This window comes from Microbacterium sp. A93, assembly GCF_051842835.1.
Genome location: NZ_JBPXMT010000004.1, coordinates 102,423 through 120,612, shown reverse-complemented (window position 1 = coordinate 120,612; position 18,190 = coordinate 102,423). Strand labels below are relative to the sequence as shown.

Here is an 18,190-nt window from a genome sequence, read left to right as displayed (position 1 = left end):
GGAGGCGCGCACGCCTCCCGACCTGATGGATCAACCAGCCAGTGTGGCCTGGAGGTCGGTGACCATGGTGTTCCACGTCGAGACCGCGTCGGATCCGTTGATGATCTGCACCTGCGCGGCGTTCCACAGATCCCAGACCGAACCCATCTCGGGGATCGACGGCATCGGCACGCCACCCTGAGCGGATGCGACGAAGCCGGCGGTGATCGGGTCAGACGAGACCTCCTCGGCAAGGCTCGTCCATGCAGGAATGCGCGGGTCGGCCTCGTAGAGAGCGCGCTGCGCGTCTTCAGTGCCGAGGTAGTTCACCAGGAACTCCTGGGCGAGGAGTGCGTTGCTGCTCGCACTGGAGAGGTAGAAGCCCTGCACACCTACGAAGGGCGCCGCGGCCTCGCCACCGGCGGACGGGATCGCGTTGACCGTGACGTTCATGTCCTCGAACAGGCTCATCGCCCACGGCCCCTGAATCGTGTAGGGCGCCTTGCCTGAGGTGAACAGCTCGTTGTTGATGTCGTAATCGACCGTGGTGGAGATGTAGCCGGTGCCGTTGGAGCCGTTGGCTCCGAGCCACGTCGCGAAGGCCTCGCCCGCGGCGCCGCCCATGCCGACCTCGTTAGTGTACGAGCCGGACTCATCCTGCACGAAGACCGGAGCGCCGAACGAGGTCTGCAAGCCGTACATCGTGTAGCCGTCACCGGTTTCGCCGGCCGTGTTGATCACGAACGGACGCTCGGCGCCCGAATCGATGCCCTTCTGGATCATCTCGTCCCAGGTGGCCGGAGCCGCATCTCCCACAAGGTCGACGTTCTGGATAAGAGCGACCGCTTCGAGCGAGTACGGCAGCGCGTAGAGCTGGCCGTCGTAGGTCATTGCATCGAGAGCAACCTGCTCGAACTCGCCGGCGGCGTCGCCGAGGTCGATCGTGTCAACAACGCCGGCCGCGACGAGTGCACCGAGCCAGTCATGCGCGCCGACCGTGATGTCGGGGCCTTCGCCGGTCGGCACCTGCGCGATGAAGTCGTTGCGGAGGTCTTCGAAGTTCTTCTGCACGAGGGTGACCTTCGCGCCGGTCTCCTCTTCGAACGCCTTGGCGGCGACAGTGAGTGCGGCTTCACGCTCGGCATCCGTCCAGATGACGAGCTCCGCGGCGTCGCCGGCGGGGGCCTCCTCGGCTGCCTCGGGCGCGGTCGAGCTGCAACCGGTCAGGGCGACAGCCGCCGCCAGAGCGAAGGCGCCGACTCCGATGTACTTGCGCATGCTGGTTCCATTCTGTTGTGGCCAACGATGCGTTTCGCAGAGCGAGTCGCATCGTCACGACCGGGGGTGTGCAGCGGGGTCGGGTGACCTCGCGCGATTCAGTTGTCAGGCGGTGCGGGTCTTCGAAGAGCGGATGACTGCGACGCCGCCCGCAGGGATCGTGAAGCTTTCCTCGGTGCCGGTGCCGCCTGTGTCGGCGAGCAGATTCTGCCCGGCGACGGGGAGCACCGCATCCTCATCACCGTGGTTGACGGCGACCAGGTAGGTCGCATCCTCGCCGTGACGCGTGATGACTTCGAGGTCTTCGGGCAACCCACTCGGAGATATGCCGGCATCGGCATACACCTGTTGCATGAGGCTGTTCAGCCCCTCCGCGTCCAGGCGGGTGCTGACGTACCAGCCGGTGCCCTGGCCGCGCGAGTTGCGCGTGATGGCTGGTTCGCCGGCGGCGGGACCCTCCTGGTAGGTGGCGAATACCTCAGCGCCGTGCACTCCATCGACAGCATGCAGACGCAACGCTTCCTGCCAGTGATCGGCGTTCAGGCTTTCGCCGGCGGATCTCGTGACGGCCGCCGTCTGACCCTCGCGCAGCGGCAGGTGCTCTTCGACGTCGACACCGAGCACGTCGCGCAGCGGGGCGAGGAATCCACCGGGGTGCACGGCGTCGTTCTCATCGACCACGGCCGAGAAGTACGAAACGAGCAGCGTGCCGCCGCCAGCGACGTAGCGGGTGAGGTTGTCGGCATCCGGCGCAGTCAATAGGTACTGGGCTGGTGCGATGACGAGCTTGTAGCCCGAGAGATCCTGCCCCGGCAACGCGAAGTCGCACGTGATGCCATCACGCCACAGCCGCTCGTAGAAAGCACGGATGCGTTCCTGGTGCGACAGATCATCGGTAGGTCGCCATTCGAGATCCTGAGCCCAGAACGATTCGAAGTCCCACAGGATCGCGACGTCGGCCTTGACCGTCGAGCCCTGAACCTCTGCGAGACGACCCAAGTCAGCGCCGAGCTCAGTGACCTCACGGAAGACGCGCGAGTTCACGCCCGCATGCGGAAGCATCGCGGAGTGGAATTTCTCTGCCCCCGAGCGGCCGGCACGCCATTGGAAGAACAGGATGCCGTCGGCGCCGCGGCCGAGGTGCGCGAGTGAGTTGCGCGCCATCTCCCCCGCGCGCTTGGCGATGTTGCGGGGCTGCCAGTTCACGGCAGAGGTGGAGTGCTCCATGAGAATCCACGGCTTGCCCCCGCCGACCGAACGGCTGAGATCTGCCGCGATGGCAAGGCCGATGTGCGCGTCCTCATCCGGTGCCCACAGGTAGTGGTCGTCGGAGACGACATCGACCTCGCGGCCCCAGGCCCACAGGTCAGTGGTCCAGCTCTGGTTCGCCATGAAGTTCGTGGTGATCGGCTGGTCGGCGTGCACGCGAATCGCGTCGCGCTCAGCGATGTAGCAGGCGCGCAACTGGTGGTCGGTGAAGCGTGCGAAGTCCAATCGCTGAGCCGGGTTCACGACGCTGGGTGCTGCGGCGGGGGTGTTGATGTGCTCCCACGCTGTGTAGTGCTGGCCCCAGAAGGCGGTGCCCCACGCGCTGTTGAACGCGTCAAGTGTGCCGTACTTCTCCTGGAGCCAGAGCTGGAAGGCCGCGGCCGAGTGCGCGGAGTGGTCCTCGCCGACCGGAACGCCGTACTCGTTGTGCACGTGCCAGAGCACGACTGCCGGATGCTTCGCATACCGCGCAGCGAGAGTGTCGGCGTAGCGGACGATGGCCTCGCGGTAGGCGGGCGAGGAGTGCGATGCCATGCCGCGCGAGCCGAAGCCCATGACGCGACCGTCGCGGTCGATGACGCGGGCGTCAGGATATTTGGCGAAGAACCAGGCTGGCGGGGACGCCGTCGGAGTCCCGAGGTCGACGGCGATGCCGTTGCTGTGCAGGAGGTCGAGCAGCTCGTCGAGCCAGGAGAAGTCGAACTCGCCCTCCGCGACCTCGATGAGCGCCCAGGAGAAGATGCCGACACTGACCATGTTGACGCCAGCCTCGCGCATGAGCACGACGTCTTCGCGCCAGGTCTCACGTGACCACTGCTCGGGGTTGTAGTCGCCGCCGTAGGCGATTCCCCGAAGTTCGGGCCAGGCGTGGGGGGTGGTCATCGTCACTCCATTGGGTCGGTGCGTGGTGCTCGGCCCGGCCGGTTATTCCGGCTGGGACCGGTCTCAGTTCGAAGCAAACGCGTACTGGGACCGGTCTCAGTTCTACCTCAACAGCGCATGGATCGAGGCATCTCCGACGTGAACTGTTACACAACTGAGACCGGTCCCAGTGCGTCGCGTGCCTCACAGCGAGGGAGTGGGTAGAGTCATTTCGGTGAGCGAAGTGACGGCGAGGCGAAAGCCGACGATCCGCGATGTGGCCGTGCAGGCCGGGGTTTCCCGCAGCACGGTCTCGCGCGTGATCAACGGCGGGCACTGGGTGTCGCCCGATGCGCGCGTCGCGGTCGACGAAGCGATCCTCGCCACCGGATACACCGCGAATCATCACGCACGCAGCCTCGCCACCGGTCGCGCAGGCTCGATGGCGTTTCTGCTCACCGAGCCGCAGCAGCTGCTGTTCGACGATCCGACCTTCGCCCTGCTGCTGCGCGGGGCCGCTGAGGCTCTGGCGCAGCGCTCGATGACGCTCGTGCTCCTCGTTGCCGGCACCCCGGCCGAACGCGACAGCGTGGCGCACTTCATCAGCGCCGGGCACGTCGACGGTGTGCTGCTGATCTCGTCTCATGAGTCGGAGCCGCTGCTGGAGCAGCTCCTCGACGACGGCATCCCGATTGTGAGCTGTGGCGTTCCGCTGGGGCACGAAAGCGAGCTGTCCACCGTCTCGGTGGAAGAGGTGGCATCGGCGAGGACGATGGTCGCCTACTTACGCGAGAAGGGCTATGAGCGGATCGGTATGATCGCGGGGCCGGATGACACCCCCGGTGGCCGGTACCGGCTGGTCGGCTTCCGTGAGGAGCTCGGCGGTCGGTTCGATGACGCACTCGTGGAGACCGGCGACTACTCGTTTGAATCCGGCCAGATGGCAATGACCAGGCTCCTCGAACGCGGCGTGAATGCCGTGTTCGCCGCGAATGATCGCATGGCTGCCGGCGCGATTGCCGCAGTGCGACGGGCCGGACTGCGCGTGCCCGAGGATGTCGCCGTCGCCGGCTTCGATGACTCGGGCCTGGCCGCAACGCACGAACCTGCCATCACGACCATGCGTCAGCCCTGGGAGCAGATCAGCTCGCAGATGGTGCACGTTCTGCTCGACGTGATCGCCGGGGCGCCGCCTCGGTCGGTGATTCTCGACACCGAACTGGTCGTGCGCGAGAGCGCCTGAGCGCCGCAGCACCTGCATCCCTGCATCCCTGCATCCGAAATCAGGATCATGTCCCCAGGTCAGGACGATTCCACGCAGATCATCCTGATCTGGGGCTGAGCTCCTGATTTCGGGAGGGTGGGATCTGGGTGCTCACACGGCGAGTGCAGCTCACGCGTGCAGCAGCGACTCACGCTCCGACGGCCTGCTGCCCTCCGGCGCCAGCGCCGCAAGAATACGCACGAGCGTGGTGAGCCAGAGCAGCCCCAGGCCGATCACGATCGCCTCGAGCACAGTGACCGAGTACAGGTGGAAGCTGTCGGCCAGCACGAACGCGACCACGAGCATCAGCGCAATGCCGACGGTGGTGAGCAGCAGCGGACGCGGCGGCCCAGGCATCGCCGCAGTCGTCGCGACTCCGGCGGCGACGAACAGCACGAGCGTGGCGACCGCGGCGATGTTGTGCATCACAATGTTCTCCTCGAGGGGGAACAGGCCGACGCCGGCGAGTGAGATTCCGGTACCCACCCACAGCAACGCCACGGTGGCGATGCGCCCGAACCAGTCGTCGCCGCGCAGACGGTGCAGGTCACGGCCGATGTACATCCCGACGGTCGAGATGAGGATGCCGGCGACAACGAGCGTCCCGTTGAATGCCCAGGCGCCGATGCCGATGCCGAGCTGCGAGAAGTTCGTCTCCCACCAGCGCGGGTCCGCGGCCGTGAGCATCGCGAAGAGCGTGCCGATCACGAGGTAGCTGAACAGCAGTGTGGCGAGGTCGGTGGTGCGCAGGCCAATGCCCGCATCGAATGCGAGTCGTCCGCCGACGGCGCTGGCAACGCCGGTGATGATGCCGCCGCCGAACGCGGGAAGCTCCAGGCCCTGCAGACCGACGCCGAGCACCTCACTCGCCAGCAGCACCCCGAGCGCGGTCACTCCGGCGAAGGCGACAGTCAGGGCGACGGCAGAGGATGCCGAAATGATGACCTGCCACCGCGGCATCGCGGCATTCTCACCGCGGCGGTGCAGGAAAGTACTGACGACGAAGGATGCCGCGGCAATCGCTCCGGCGACGAACGCTGCGGGCAGTCCCACGGACCCGTCTCCGGCGATCGGCCGAGGGTTTCCCCACAGCACGAGCGTGCCAACGCCGGCGCCGACGAGGAAGCAGACGAGCGTCGCCCAAATCGCCCGGGTCTCCCGCGCCATCTCCCGCGCCATCTACTGCTCCTCGTTCATGCATCCATCGAACCACGCGCCGGGGCTTCGCCACAGCATCCGAAATCAGGAGGTTCTCCTGAGATCAGGACGATTCCGCACGAAACGTCCTGATCTCGGGCGGTTGTCCTGATCTCGGGCGGGGCGGCTGCGAGCAAAATCAGCGCATAGCGACGCCGCGCCGCCAGTACCCCATGAAGGCGACCCGCGAGCGGTCGATGCCGATGTCCTTCACGAGGTGACGGCGCAGCGTCGTGACGACGCCGCTCTCCCCCGCGATCCAGAAGTACCGATCGTCACCCGAAGCAGAAGGCGCGACGTCCTCGCCGCTGCCCGAGTACTCCGGGGTCTCCCAGACCAGCTCCTCCCCCTCGAGGTCGGTGATCTTGATCTCGCCGGTCGCATCGCTGTCGCCGAGGTAGTCCAGTACCGTCGGGATCACGCGCTGGCCGTGCGAGGCAGACCCGCGCGGCAGCCAGTGCACCTCGACGCCTGTTGGCGCATCGATTGCGAGCGCGTCTTCCGCGGTCGGCACCTCGATGAACGCCAGTCCGCGAAGGCTCCGCGGAGCATCCTCAAGAATGCGCGCGATCGCAGGAGCGGCCGTCTCGTCGCCGACGAGGATGACCGAGGATGCCGACCCCGGTGCGTACTCGATCCCACTGCGATCCTCGCGCCCACGCCGTGGACCCACGACCAGCAGCTCGTCGCCCACCGCCGCGGCGCTCGCCCACAGTGACGCCGGTCCGGTGAGTCCGGGCTGCAGATGCAGCACGAAGTCGACGACAACCTCGGTGCCGGCATCCGACACGTTGAGTGAGCGCACCGAGTACGTGCGCATCGATCCACGCTCGTCCTCAGGCACGGCGAGGTACGAACCCCACCAGTCGTCGTTGTCACGCGCGACAGGAGGCAGGATGCCGGATGCCGGCGGGAAGACGAGCTTGATCCGCGCGTCGTAGACATCGCCGGGTGTGCCGAATTCGGCAAGTTCCGCACCACCGAAGGTGACGCGGACGAAGTTCGGCGACACCCGATCGACGCCACGCACCTCTGCGCGGGCGAGGACATAGGAGGGACGAGTACTCGCGCTCTTCGACTGACGGAGTTCAGCGGACATGATGCCTCCCGATTGGTGTGACCATCGGCTTTCCGGAAACCGGGTCGGTGGTGATCTGATTCGCCATGCCGAAGACCTCTTCGACCAGCGTGTGGGTGAGGATCACGCTGGGCGCTCCCAGGGCATGCACCTGCCCGTTCTTCATCGCGACGAGCTCGTCGGAGTAGCGGGCGGCGAGGTTGAGGTCGTGCAGCACCATGACGATCGTGGTGCCGCGCGAGACGCTCAGGTCGGTGAGCAGGTCGAGCACCTCCACCTGGTGGGCGACGTCGAGGAATGTGGTGGGCTCATCGAGCAACAGGATGTCGGTCTCCTGCGCGAGCGCCATGGCGATCCAGACGCGCTGACGCTGCCCGCCGGAGAGTTCGTCAACGCTGCGATCGGCGAGGTCGGTGATGCCGGTCGCCTCGAGTGCGTCGGCGACCACTTCGTAGTCGTGGGCGTTCCAGCGCGCCAGCATCTTCTGGTGCGGATGCCGCCCCCGCCCGACCAGGTCGGCGACGGCGATCCCCTCCGGAGCGATCGGCGATTGCGGCAGCAGGCCGAGCACGCGTGCGATCTCTTTGGTGGGGCGCGAATGCACGGATCGGCCGTCGAGGACGACCTGGCCGGATGACGGTGAGAGCAATCGTGCGAGCGAACGCAGCAGCGTGGACTTCCCGCATCCGTTCGCCCCGACGACGGACGTGATCTTTCCTGGCGCGATGGCCAGGTCGAGACCTTCGATGACGGTGCGGTCGCCGTATCCGAGGGTGATCCCCTCTGCCGACAGAGTGTGGGCCTCGGTCACAGCGAGCCTCCCGAGCGGTTGGTGCGGATGAGTAGATAGATCAGGTACGGCGCACCGAGCACGCCCGTGATGACGCCGACGGGGTAGCGCGTCTCGAACAGGAACTGGCCGATCAGATCACCACCGAGCACGAGTACCGCGCCGACGAGAGCCGTCGGCAGCAGCAGGTTCGCGCCGGGGCCGGTGATACGTGCGGCGATCGGGCCGGACATGAACGCGACGAAGGCGATCGGGCCGGTGGCGGCAGTTGCGAACCCGAGCAGCGCGACGGCGCCGATGATGAACGTCAGCCGTGTGGCGTTCACTCGAACGCCGAGGCCGGAGGCCGAGTCGTCGCCGAGCTGGAGCATCCCCAGCGCCTTTGCCTGACTGAACAGGAGCGGCAGGATGACCACGCTGGCGATCGCAAGCGGGGCGACATCCTCCCAACTGGCGTTGTTCAGACTTCCGGTGAGCCAGCGCATGGCCGTCTGGATGTCCCACTGTGCGGCGCGTGAGAGCACGTAGGAGACGACGCTCTGCAGCATGGCCCCGATGCCGATTCCGATCAGGATCAGCCGGATGCCGGAGAAGCCGCCCTTCTTCGAAAGCAGGTAGATCGCGATCGCGGTGATGAGTGCCCCCGCGAGTGCGAGGATCGACACCATCGGGCCGCTGACTCCGAGCACGATGATGCCGACGACCGCCGCCGCGCTCGCACCCTCGGTGATGCCGATGATGTCGGGTGAGGCGAGCGGGTTGCGCAGCAGCGTCTGGAAGGAGACACCGGCGATGCCGAAGGCGACTCCGGCAAGAATCGCGAGAGCTGTGCGCGGCAGGCGCAACTCTCCGACGGTGAAGGATGCTCCTGGGACCGTCTCGCCGAGAATGACGCGGATGACTTCGCCGGGCGTGTAGAAGGTGTTGCCGACCATGAGTGCCACCGCGGCGAGCGTGAACAGCAGCACGCCCAGCACGATGCTGGCCACGGCGTGGCGGCGGTGGCGGGAGCGGCGTCCGGCGACAATCACGGCCGGTCCCTGAGTCTGAAGAAGGGTCACAGCTCTCTCACCTTCTGGCGGCGCACGATCCAGATGAAGAAGGGGGCGCCGATGACCGCGGTGATGATGCCGACCTGAATCTCTTCATTCGAGGGGGCGATGACGCGCCCGACGATGTCGCTGGCGAGTAGCAGCGCAGCGCCGGCAATGGCCGAGAAGGGCAGCAGCCAGCGGTGGTCGGTGCCGATGAGCATCCGACACATGTGCGGGATGACGAGTCCGACGAATCCGATCGGACCGGCGATCGCGGTGGCGGCGCCGGCGAGGATGACCGCGCCGCCCGCGGAGATGAGCCGGGTGCGGAAGACATTCTCGCCGAGGCCAGCGGCCATGTCGTCTCCGAGTGCGAGCGAGTTCATGCCGCGCGCGCAGGCGAAGCAGATCAAGGCGCCGATCGCGAGCACGGGCGCGGTGATGGCGATGCGCGGCCATTCCGCACCGCCGACCCCGCCGATCTGCCAGGACTGGAAGGTCTGCAGCAGGTCGACGCGGGGAAGCATGATGGCACTGATGAGCGAGCCGAGCGCGGCTGCGGTCGCCGCTCCTGCGAGGGCCAGTTTGAGCGGTGTGGCACCGCCGCGTCCGAGCGAGCCGACGGAGTAGACGAAGACGGCAGCCACGGCAGCGCCGATGATCGCGAGGAGCATGTAGCTGTATGCGCTGGAGACGCCGAGGAAGGCGATGCCGAACACGACCGCGAGCGACGCGCCGCTGGTGACGCCCAGGATGCCTGGATCCGCGATGGGGTTGCGGGTCACCGCCTGCATGGTCGCTCCGGAGAGGGCGAGGGCTGCGCCCACGAGAATGGCGAGCACCGTCCGCGGGATGCGCTTGATAATCGCGGCCTGCGCGATGGTGTCGTCATGCCCGGTGAGCGCCGCCGAGATGTCATCGATCGAGACGGCGCGAACGCCGAATGAGACCGAGAGGATGCTGAGGACGAGGATGACTCCGACGCCGAGCAGCAGCCACAGCACACGCGCCAGCGCCGGACGCCGCAGATTCGCGGCGCCCGGTGTCAAGGTCGTGGCGGCTGAGGTCACTCCGCGAGCAGCGGAGCCTCGAGCAATGGGGCCTCGAGCATCGCGAAGTACTCGTCGATGCCCCACTTGATGGACAGCGGCGACGGGTTCGCGGATGCCGCGATCGGCGTCGCATCGGGGAGGACGGCGATCCTGCCTTCAGCGACCGCGGGAATCTTCGACAGCAGCGGGTCGGCCTGGAGCGTGGCAATTACTGACTCGTCGCCGTAGGTGATGAGCACGTCGACATCGTTCAACTTGTCGGCCTCTTCGGCGCTCAGCGACAGGTAGAACTCGATGCTGTCCGCGTTCTCGACGAGGATTTCGGGCTCGGGCAGTCCGAGATCGAGCAGGAAGCCGGGGCGGGTGTCAGCGGGCGTGTAGAAGCCGATCTGACTGAGGTCGCTCGGGTCAAGGTAGGTGAAGAGCAGCTTCGCGTCTCTCAGCGCGGGGTGCGCCTCGAGCGCAGCATCCGTCTCGATGTGGATCTCTTCGATCAGCGCTTCGCCTTCGTCGGCCAAGCCGAGTGCGGTCGAGTTCAACGTGATCATGTCCTCGACGGAGGTGGCCCAGGGGATGTCCGGGTACGCGATCACCGGTGCGATCTTGGAGAGGGTGTCGTACTCCTCCTGCGTGATGCCGGAGTATGAGGCGAGGATGACGTCGGGAGTCGTGTCAGAGACGGCCTCGAAGTCGATGCCGTCGGTCTCATCGAACAGCACCGGAATGTCGCCGGCTTCTTCAGCCTTCGTGTCGCCGAACAACGAGACGTCGACGCCGAGCGAGGTGAGCTCTTCCTCAACCCAGGGGAGCACGCCGTTGTCGTCGTCATCGCCCCAGCTGACCTTGCCCATGCCGACCGGAACAATGCCGAGTGCGAGGGGAACTTCGTGGTTGGCCCATGCGAGGGTCGCGACGCGCTCGGGCTTCTCGGTGATGGTCGTCTCACCGTAGATGTGCTTCACCGTGACGGGGAATGCGCTGTCGGATGCCGGGTTCGAGCCGGCCGCGGAGTCAGAGCTTTCTGGAGCGGCGCCTTCGGGGGCGGGCGTCGAGCAGGCGGCAAGGCCAACGGTGAGGACCGCGGCGGCGCCGATGCCCAGAAGACGGGAGATGCGCACAGGCTTCCCTTTCGGGTTCGTGATGTGGGGGTGAGACTTTGGTAAGCCTCGCCTAATCTAACACGTGGTTAGGGTCGCCTCAGTTGTCGATATCTTTCTGTGATCCGGCGCTAACGTGGGGAGATGCGGATGACATCGGCGATGCGCAGCACGAAGCGCGCTCCCCTACTGCAGGTCGTGAAGTCGGCCGTGGCAACGATCGGCGCGTGGCTGATCGCGGGGTGGCTGATCCCTGGCCCCCTACCGGTGTTCGCTGCGATCGGCGCGCTGCTGGTCGTCTTGCCCAGCGTCAACCAGTCGTTCACCAAGGCGATCGAACGCAGCATCGGCGTAATCGTCGGCGTCGTGATCGCCACCGGACTGAGCCTGCTGCTGGGCCCGCAGAGCTGGGTGGTGCTGCTGGCGATCGTGGTGGCGATGCTCGTGGCATGGGTCTTCCGCGCAACGCCCGGCATGGGGAACCAGGTCGCGATCTCGGCGATGCTCGTACTCGCCCTCGGGTCATCAAGCCCGCAATATGCGACGGACCGGATCCTCGAGACGCTCATCGGCGTCGTGACCGGCATCATCGTGAATGCCCTGATCGTGCCACCCGTGCTCACCGCTCCCGCACGGCGCGACCTCGGGCTGCTCGGCGCCGAGCTCGCCGCCAGCCTCGACCGGCTCGCCGTTGCCCTGCCGAGCGTGCAGGAACCGGCGCGGCTACAGGAGCTGATGCTGCAGGCCAGGTTGCTGCGGCCGATGCAGGCTGCGGCCGAAGCATCCGTCACCACCGGCGAGGAATCTTTGACGCTCAACCCGCGCCGCTCGGCGCGAGGCGATCTTGCCGAGATGCGCGCGCTGCTGCAGAAGCTGTCGCCGATCGTGACGCAGGTGATCGGAATGTCGCGCGCGTACTTCGACCACTACGACGACGCGCTCGCCGATGAGCCGACCGTCCATGCGATCGCCGAGCAGCTGCGGCGAGCTGGCCACGATGTGCGGCTCGCCGTGCAGATCGCCGATGTCGCGCCAGAGCCGTCTTCTGAGACTTCGGCGATCCCCGCGCTGACCGCCCCGCTGCGAGTGAAGCCGCCGGCATCCGGTCACTGGATTCTGATCGGCTCGCTGCTGGAGGACCTGCGCCGGATTCGCGAAGCGCTCGTCGAGGACTGAGCTCGGACGCACTCTTCCTGCACCGTCGGCGGCGACAGGGAGTTCTCCACGGGTCGTGTGAATTGGACCCTGCGGCGGTGGCGTCAGCGCCTAGCTTGGGCGTCATGTCCTACGACGACGACTACGACAATGGCTTCTACGACGGCTACCACGACCACAGTTATTCAATGCTGCGCTCGTCCATGCGCGTGCGAGTGACGGCGCTGACCGTGCCACCGACGACGCGCACGTTCGACATGTCGCAGCGGGCGTCCGAATCGCAGCTCATCGATGCATTCCTGCTGGCGACCGGGCATTCAGAACTCGGCGAGGCGCATGACTACGACAGCTACCAACGAGAAGTCCGATCAGTCACGTTCGGTGCCGACCGCACGATCGACGTTCCCGGCGTCGCTGAAGGACGCCTGGTTGACGTGATGAGTTCACGAAACTCAAAGGTCGGCGAACCGCGCGTACAAATCGTCGACGACGACTCAGCCGCACGGACCTCGGGGCCATGGCAGAGCGCACCCGCGCCGTTGCGGAACGCGCACGTGCAACAGGAGCTGACTCGCATGTTCGGAGTCGTGTTGCCTGAGGTAGACACCTCCGGCGCGACTGAATTGTCCCGCGAGTTCGGCGCTTCTCCACTGACGTCGCTGCTGCTCACCCTGCCGCCGGCGCGGCGCCTTGCCCTTCGCGCCCATCTGACGGATTCCGGGCTCCTCGAATCGCCGCCAATGGACGCGAAGACCGCTCGCCTCCTGATGAGTGGCGTGAGCTGGCTGACCGACCGGCTCGGGCCAGAGGGTGTCGAGCAGGACGAGCACGGCGGGTTCCCGGAGTGGCTGGCCCGCGAGGCGGAAACGGCGATGGAGTGGGTTCCCGCATCCGGGTCTCCGCCGTCGCCAGGGCATGCTCTGCTCGGGCTCGCACGGTCTGCCCACTTCACTCGAAGGCTGAAGGGGAGCATCATGCCGACAGTGAAGTCGAGAGCGATCAAGGAGAAGCCGCTGCGCGCGCTCGAGGATGTACGGCGAACACTCCACTCGGGGCGGGGCGTCTACACCTGGGGTCCGGACCACGCGAGCACCCTGGCGCTGCTCGCGATCGCCGATGGCAGCGGGGCAGCTGTCGACGGAGTCATCGATCAGGTCGCGGCGGGGCTGCGAACGCTCAAGGGTGCGGGGGATGGCTCGGAGCAAGAGGCGCGGGAAACTGTCCGAAGGCTGATGGAGACGCTGGCCCCGCTCGGCGGCCCCGGGAGTTATGGAATGCTCACTCCACCCGTGCGTGCCTTCGCCCGGATGCAGCTGTTGTGATGCTCTACCGGCAGGGATGCAACGCATGCATACTGTAAGCATGCCGAATGTGCTGATCCGCGACCTCCCCCCTGAGGTGCACGCCGTGCTGACCGCGCGCGCCGAGGCCAATGGTCAGTCGCTGCAGCAGCACCTAACGCAGGAGCTCACCCGCATTGCGCGCACGAAGACGAACGCAGAGCTGACCGCCGCCATCACCGCCCGCGGCGACAGGATCCACCTCACAGCTGAGGAGATTCTCGACGCAATCCATCGCGGGCGCGCCGAATGATGTTCGTCGTGGACGCGTCCATTGTTCTCGATCATCTTCTTGGCGATCTGGATGCGGCAGTGTCGGGGCGGATCGACAGTGCAGACCTGGCCGCGCCCGATCTGCTCGATGTGGAAGTCGCGTCCGCGCTTCGAGGGCTCTGGCTTGGCCGAAAGGTCAACACCGGGCGACTGCACGCGACGGTCGACGACCTCGCCCATTTCGAAGCCTCCCGGTACTCATCCAGCATGCTGATCCCGCGCGCGATGCAGCTGCGAGAGAATCTGTCCACCTACGACGCGACGTACGTCGCCCTCGCCGAGGTGCTGGAGTGCGTGCTGCTGACCCGGGATCGACGCATCGCCGACGCCCCAGGCATCCGCTGCGCCGTCCAGGTGATCTGAGGCCGCGAGACCGCGCCACGGTTGCTCGCGCTGCTGATCTGCAAGCCGCGGGGAGTTCTCCGCCGACGAGCTCGACACGATGCTCCGCGAGACGCGTCCGCCGAAGGTCAACGACTGGTTCGTCAGCTACATCGCCAAGAAGACCCCGCTCGCCGAGGAGATGCGGCTGCGCTGGTTCGGTGATGCCGACCCGACGGTCGCCGCCGCGGCCTGGTCTCTGACATCCGAGCGCGTGGCGAAGACGCCAGACGGCCTCGACCTGGCACAACTATCCGACTCCCCCGGGTTGCACGTCCCCATTCGCACCGATCTGGATCAACGAGATCGTGCGGCGGCGGGAAGGATGAGGCGGGCGGGCACCACCCGGATACGCTGGGGCTATGTCTGATTCACTCCCGCTGTGCCCCGAGTGCTCCAGTGAGCATGCCTATGAGATGGGCGCGTTGCTCGTCTGCCCGATGTGCGGCCACGAATGGTCGCCATCCGACGCATCGGATGCATCCGAGAGCGGCGAGCCCGCCGCGACGGTCGTAAAAGATTCTGTCGGCAACGTTCTCTCCGATGGCGACACGGTCACCGTGACGACGAGCATCAAGGTCAAGGGATCGCTGAGCATCAAGGCGGGAACGAAGGTGCGCGGCATCCGCCTCATCGATCCCGTGAACGGACACGACATCGACTGCAAGATCGACGGCTTCGGCGCCATGCTGCTGAAGTCGAGCGTCGTGAAGAAGGTGTGAGGCATGAGCACCCACATCGCTGCCGCCACTGGCGAGATCGCCCCCATCGTCCTCTTCCCCGGTGACCCGCTACGGGCGAAGTGGATCGCCGAAACGTTCCTTTCCGACGCGGTGCTGTACACCGAGACCCGCGGGATGCTGGGATTCACCGGCACGTGGAACGGCCATCGCGTCTCCGTACAGGGGTCGGGTATGGGTCAGCCGTCGATGGCGATCTATGCCAACGAGCTGTTCAACGAATACGACGTACAAAAGATCGTGCGCGTCGGCTCGTGCGGGGGCCTGACTGAGAAGGTCGGGATGCGCGACATCATCATCGCAAACGGCGCCTGCACCGACTCCGGCATCAACCGCGTACGGTTCAACGGACTCGATTACGCACCGGTCGCCGATTTCGGGCTGCTGCGCGCCGCCGTCGAGGCGAGCGAGGAGATGCCACTTTCCTCGAGTGTTCACGTCGGCTTGCTGTTTTCGAGCGACCAGTTCTACAGCACCCGCCCCGAGCTGAACGAGGCCTTCATCAAACACGGCGCCCTGGGCGTCGAGATGGAGACGAGCGGGCTGTACACACTGGCGGCGTACTACGGCCGTCAGGCTCTCAGTATCTGCACGGTCTCGGACCACCTCGTGACCGGCGAAGAGACGACAGCTAAGGAGCGCGAGCAGACCTTCGGCGACATGATCGAGATCGCGCTGCGCGCAGCGACCGCCGCTGGCTGACGGCGCCGGTCAGCTCAGTGGGGGATGATCGAAGAACCATGACTTCCTCCGCGCGCCTCGATCCGACTTCCCTGCGCGACGATGCAGGAGCCATTGACCCGGATGCCGTGTACATGGCATTCGTCGAATGGGCCGAGTCCACCGGCATCCAGCTCTACCCGGCGCAGGATGAGGCGGTCATCGAGATCGTCTCGGGGCAGAACCTGATCCTGTCGACGCCGACCGGTACCGGCAAGTCGCTTGTCGCCATCGGTGCGCATTTTTCCGCACTCGCCGAGGGACGCCGCAGCTACTACACCGCGCCGATCAAGGCTCTGGTGAGCGAGAAGTTCTTCTCGCTCGTCGACACGTTCGGGCCCGAGAACGTCGGCATGATCACTGGCGATTCCTCGGTGAACGCCGATGCGCCGATCATCTGCTGCACAGCAGAAATCCTCGCGAACCTCGCACTGCGCCAAGGGCCCGCGGCCGACGTGGGCCAGGTCGTGATGGACGAGTTCCACTTCTATGCCGACCCCGATCGCGGGTGGGCCTGGCAGGTGCCGCTGCTGACGCTGCCGCAGGCGCAGTTTGTGCTGATGTCGGCGACGCTCGGCGATGTCACTGCGTTGGCCGAGGATCTGACCCGTCGAACCGGCCGTGAGACCGCGACGGTGACCGGTGTCGAGCGGCCGGTGCCGCTGCACTTCTTCTATGAGATGACGCCGATCCACGAGACGGTGGAAGATCTGCTGGGTACCAGCCAGTCGCCGATCTATGTCGTGCACTTCTCGCAGGCCGCGGCCATGGAGCGCGCACAGGCACTGTCGAGCACGAAGATCGCGACGCGTGAACAGCGTGATGCGATCGCCGCGCTCATCGGTGAGTTCCGCTTCACGACGGCGTTCGGCAAGACGCTGTCCAAGTTCCTGCGTGCGGGCATCGGCGTGCACCATGCCGGCATGCTGCCGAAGTATCGGCGCCTGGTCGAGCAGCTCGCGCAGCGCGGGATGCTGCGCGTCATTTGCGGCACCGACACTCTCGGCGTCGGCATCAACGTGCCGATCCGCACGGTGCTGTTCACTGCGTTGACGAAGTTCGACGGCACCCGGATGCGGCAGCTGAACGCCCGCGAGTTCCACCAGATTGCCGGCCGCGCCGGGCGCGCGGGGTTCGACACCGCGGGAACTGTCGTCGCCCAGGCGCCGGAGCACGAGACGGAGAACGCCGCGGCGATCAAGAAGGCCGGAGACGACCCGAAGAAGAAGCGGAAGCTCATCCGCAAGAAGGCGCCGGACGGGTTCGTATCGTGGGGGGAACCTTCGTTCCGCAAACTGGTCGACGCTGAGCCGGAGACACTCACCTCCCACATGCAGATCACGAGCGCGATGATGCTCAACGTGATCGGCCGCGGTGGAGATGTGTTCGGCAATATGCGCGCGCTGGTATATGAAAACCACGAGCCACGTGCGCGGCAGCGGATGCTGGCGATCCGAGCACTCGGGATCTATCGGACACTGCGCGAATCGGGCATCGTCGAGCAGTCCGCCGACGGAACGATCAGCCTCACTGTCGACCTGCAGCCGAACTTCGCGCTGAACCAGCCGCTGTCGCCGTTCGCGTTGGCCGCGTTCGAACTACTCGATCCGGATGCCGCGACCTTCGCCCTGGACATGATCTCGATTGTGGAAGCGACGCTGGATGACCCACGGGCGGTGCTGAGCCAGCAGGAGTTCCTCGCACGGGGCGAAGCCGTTGCCGAGATGAAGCGTGAGGGCATCGAGTACGACGAGCGGATGGAGCGGCTCGAGCAGATCACGTACCCGAAGCCGCTCGAGGAGCTTCTGAGCGCGACGTTCGAGACATACAGCGCCGCTCAGCCGTGGATCCGCGACTTCGAACTGCATCCGAAAGCCGTCGTGCGCGACATGTACGAGCGAGCCATGTCGTTCGGGGAATATGTCGCGTACTACAAGATCGCGCGGTCAGAGGGAGTGGTGCTTCGATACCTCTCGGATGCGTATCGCGCGGCATCGCAGACCATCCCGGAGGACCTCAAGAGCGAAGACCTGCGCGACCTGATCGAGTGGCTCGGCGAGCTCGTCCGCCAGGTCGACTCCAGCCTCCTCGATGAGTGGGAAGAGTTGCGCGCCGGAATCGATAACGGCGTGGTCGACCTTCCACGCCATGATGACGAGCCGATCGTGCCGCCAGCGCCGAAGCGTCTAACGAGCAATGTGCGCGCCTTCCGGATCTTGGTGCGCAACGAGATGTTCCGGCGGGTACAGCTCGCCGCCCGCGAGGACGTCGATGCGCTGGCCGCGCTCGACCCCACTTTCGGAGCGGATGCCTGGGATGCCGCCCTCGACGGCTACTTCGCTGACCATGACGAGATCCTCACCGGCGGCGACGCGCGCAGCTCGAAGCTGCTGCTGTTGACCGAAGGCGCCGCCAGCTGGACTGTGCGTCAGGTTCTCGATGATCCGGCCGGCGATCACGACTGGGGCATCGCCGCGACGATCGACCTCGCGGCGTCCGATGAGGCGGGCGAGGCCGTGGTCACGGTGAGCGGGGTTAATCGGCTGTAGCCGCGGCATCCGGCATTTTCGGTCGCACGATCCGGGGGTAAACACCCGATACGGAGGGCTGGATGCCACAATGTGGCCTCCAGATCGCGCGAAGACCTCCGGATTGGCACGAATCGGGCGCGCCTGCGAAGGG

At 66.2% G+C, this 18,190-nt stretch carries 16 protein-coding genes and 1 pseudogene; 9 read left to right on the top strand and 8 right to left on the bottom strand.

All coding sequences use genetic code 11. The features are described 5' to 3' along the window. Window positions 1–30: 30 nt before the first annotated feature. Window positions 31–1,257, bottom strand: a complete 1,227-nt coding sequence (locus ACSU1G_RS11540; protein WP_439280090.1) for a sugar ABC transporter substrate-binding protein — start codon at window positions 1,255–1,257, stop codon at window positions 31–33. A 105-nt stretch (window positions 1,258–1,362) separates the two neighbouring features. After that, entirely contained in the window at window positions 1,363–3,408 is a 2,046-nt protein-coding gene (locus ACSU1G_RS11535) for a beta-galactosidase (protein WP_439280089.1), read from the bottom strand. Between the two features lie 214 nt (window positions 3,409–3,622). Here ACSU1G_RS11535 and ACSU1G_RS11530 point away from each other — a divergent pair, with 214 nt between their 5' ends. Next, a complete protein-coding gene (locus ACSU1G_RS11530) occupies window positions 3,623–4,630 on the top strand; it encodes a LacI family DNA-binding transcriptional regulator (protein ID WP_439280088.1) in 1,008 nt (335 codons plus the stop codon). A gap of 150 nt (window positions 4,631–4,780) precedes the next feature. On the opposite strand, the gene ACSU1G_RS11525 is transcribed toward ACSU1G_RS11530, so the two are convergent. The 6 genes from ACSU1G_RS11525 to ACSU1G_RS11500 form a co-directional block, all read right to left on the bottom strand. Further along, complete coding sequence (locus ACSU1G_RS11525) at window positions 4,781–5,830, bottom strand: DUF998 domain-containing protein (RefSeq protein WP_439280087.1); 1,050 nt, start codon at window positions 5,828–5,830, stop codon at window positions 4,781–4,783. 157 nt (window positions 5,831–5,987) lie between these two features. Beyond that, window positions 5,988–6,947: a siderophore-interacting protein gene (locus tag ACSU1G_RS11520; protein ID WP_439280086.1), complete on the bottom strand. Its 960-nt coding sequence runs from the start codon at window positions 6,945–6,947 to the stop codon at window positions 5,988–5,990. Then, window positions 6,937–7,737 carry an ABC transporter ATP-binding protein gene (locus tag ACSU1G_RS11515; protein ID WP_439280085.1) on the bottom strand — a complete coding sequence of 267 codons (801 nt, stop codon included), beginning with the start codon at window positions 7,735–7,737 and terminating at the stop codon, window positions 6,937–6,939. Before ACSU1G_RS11515 ends, ACSU1G_RS11520 begins: the two co-directional genes overlap by 11 nt. Beyond that, entirely contained in the window at window positions 7,734–8,777 is a 1,044-nt protein-coding gene (locus tag ACSU1G_RS11510) for a FecCD family ABC transporter permease (RefSeq protein ID WP_439280084.1), read from the bottom strand. The genes ACSU1G_RS11515 and ACSU1G_RS11510 overlap by 4 nt, the downstream gene beginning before the upstream one ends. Beyond that, window positions 8,774–9,820, bottom strand: coding sequence for a FecCD family ABC transporter permease (locus tag ACSU1G_RS11505; protein ID WP_439280083.1), 1,047 nt, complete (start codon window positions 9,818–9,820; stop codon window positions 8,774–8,776). Before ACSU1G_RS11505 ends, ACSU1G_RS11510 begins: the two co-directional genes overlap by 4 nt. After that, on the bottom strand, window positions 9,817–10,920 hold the full coding sequence (locus ACSU1G_RS11500) for an iron-siderophore ABC transporter substrate-binding protein (RefSeq protein WP_439280082.1): 1,104 nt from the start codon (window positions 10,918–10,920) through the stop codon (window positions 9,817–9,819). Before ACSU1G_RS11500 ends, ACSU1G_RS11505 begins: the two co-directional genes overlap by 4 nt. Before the next feature lie 123 nt (window positions 10,921–11,043). Here ACSU1G_RS11500 and ACSU1G_RS11495 point away from each other — a divergent pair, with 123 nt between their 5' ends. The 8 genes and pseudogenes from ACSU1G_RS11495 (at window position 11,044) to ACSU1G_RS11460 (ending at window position 18,057) form a co-directional block, all read left to right on the top strand. Continuing rightward, window positions 11,044–12,075: an FUSC family protein gene (locus ACSU1G_RS11495; RefSeq protein ID WP_439280081.1), complete on the top strand. Its 1,032-nt coding sequence runs from the start codon at window positions 11,044–11,046 to the stop codon at window positions 12,073–12,075. 104 nt (window positions 12,076–12,179) lie between these two features. Then, on the top strand, window positions 12,180–13,376 hold the full coding sequence (locus ACSU1G_RS11490; protein ID WP_439280080.1) for a hypothetical protein: 1,197 nt from the start codon (window positions 12,180–12,182) through the stop codon (window positions 13,374–13,376). 40 nt (window positions 13,377–13,416) lie between these two features. Further along, window positions 13,417–13,647 (top strand): FitA-like ribbon-helix-helix domain-containing protein, encoded by a 231-nt coding sequence (locus ACSU1G_RS11485; RefSeq protein WP_439280079.1) that lies wholly within the window; start codon window positions 13,417–13,419, stop codon window positions 13,645–13,647. Further along, the gene (locus ACSU1G_RS11480) at window positions 13,647–14,030 is read left to right on the top strand and encodes a type II toxin-antitoxin system VapC family toxin (protein ID WP_439280078.1); all 384 of its coding nucleotides are present in this window, start codon (window positions 13,647–13,649) and stop codon (window positions 14,028–14,030) included. Before ACSU1G_RS11485 ends, ACSU1G_RS11480 begins: the two co-directional genes overlap by 1 nt. A gap of 6 nt (window positions 14,031–14,036) precedes the next feature. Beyond that, window positions 14,037–14,377 (top strand): annotated as a pseudogene (locus tag ACSU1G_RS11475) (DNA alkylation repair protein); the annotation flags it as partial. Window positions 14,378–14,410: 33 nt separating this feature from the next. Beyond that, the gene (locus tag ACSU1G_RS11470) at window positions 14,411–14,770 is read left to right on the top strand and encodes a zinc ribbon domain-containing protein YjdM (RefSeq protein WP_439280077.1); all 360 of its coding nucleotides are present in this window, start codon (window positions 14,411–14,413) and stop codon (window positions 14,768–14,770) included. Between the two features lie 3 nt (window positions 14,771–14,773). Continuing rightward, window positions 14,774–15,490 (top strand): purine-nucleoside phosphorylase, encoded by a 717-nt coding sequence (gene deoD / locus ACSU1G_RS11465; RefSeq protein ID WP_439280076.1) that lies wholly within the window; start codon window positions 14,774–14,776, stop codon window positions 15,488–15,490. Window positions 15,491–15,528: 38 nt separating this feature from the next. Further along, the gene (locus tag ACSU1G_RS11460) at window positions 15,529–18,057 is read left to right on the top strand and encodes a DEAD/DEAH box helicase (RefSeq protein WP_439280075.1); all 2,529 of its coding nucleotides are present in this window, start codon (window positions 15,529–15,531) and stop codon (window positions 18,055–18,057) included. Window positions 18,058–18,190 lie beyond the last annotated feature (133 nt).